The 870-nt window shown below is 37.8% G+C and carries 2 protein-coding genes; one reads left to right on the top strand and one right to left on the bottom strand.

Annotated features, from left to right (window positions below):
- Positions 1-248: ribonuclease H family protein (locus IG80_RS0112140; protein WP_032114286.1), on the top strand; the 248-nt coding region annotated here is incomplete at its 5' end.
- 46 nt (positions 249-294) lie between these two features.
- On the opposite strand, the gene IG80_RS12975 is transcribed toward IG80_RS0112140, so the two are convergent.
- The coding region (locus IG80_RS12975; protein WP_032114285.1) for a DUF3734 domain-containing protein at positions 295-870 on the bottom strand (576 nt) is incomplete at its 5' end.

The raw sequence follows: 870 nt of genomic DNA, 5'->3' as shown, positions 1-870 counted from the left end.
ACATCCAAACTCTTGTAAAAGGGGATACATTAAGTTTCTCAATTGCAGCGGCTTCAATTGTAGCAAAAGTTGTAAGAGATGAAATAATGTGTAAATTAGCCGAAGAATATCCGCATTATGGCTGGGAGAGGAATGCAGGTTATGGGACAGCTGAACATCAGCGTGCTATAACAATGTACGGTATTACGCCATATCATCGTGTTTCTTTTGCTCCCATAGCAAGGCATGTAAAGCTATTAGTTGCTTGAGATAAAGAAGAAGCCCTCAATAAGGGCTTCTCTTTGTAAGGTTAAACTAAGATGAACTTAGATGCTTAGCTCCAACAAATTTATGAATTGTTGAGCCTACATGGGCTTTTCTATCTTTAAGCCAAGGGCTATGCTCAAGAGCCGCTTTCATGTGTTGATATCCATAAGAAGCTCGGTCTTTAATTGATGTTTTTGAGAACTCACAATCGCTGCTTGGAACTTCATAGTTGGGTTTGTCATAAGCAATATGAACAATATCAAACTTGGTATCATTAGCAAAATCTTGAATTTCTTTCATGATAGGGTCATTTTTGAGATCTGCAGGCAATGCATCTGTAAGATGCTTAAGATATTTTGAAAGATTGTGTCTTTTGTTAAGATGATTAATATGGTGAGCTGTTCTGCTTGTAAATTGTAGTTCCTTTAATTTAAGCGTAACCTCATCCATATCTTGTGGTTCTTTTCCGTTTGCAGCAAATAAATCAACCATAAAGCAAAGTGTATCGACTTTAGGATCAGCGTCAAAAATACCTTCGAGAGGAGTATTAGAAGCACATCCACCATCCCAATATAAATCACCATCTATTACCATTCCTGGAAAACCTGGAGGCATCGAACCGCT

The sequence above is a fragment of the Candidatus Paracaedibacter symbiosus genome (assembly GCF_000757605.1).
Taxonomy (GTDB): Bacteria; Pseudomonadota; Alphaproteobacteria; order Paracaedibacterales; family Paracaedibacteraceae; genus Paracaedibacter_A; species Paracaedibacter_A symbiosus.
The sequence above is the reverse complement of the archived record's forward strand: the minus strand, read 5'-3'. Positions and strand labels throughout refer to the sequence as shown.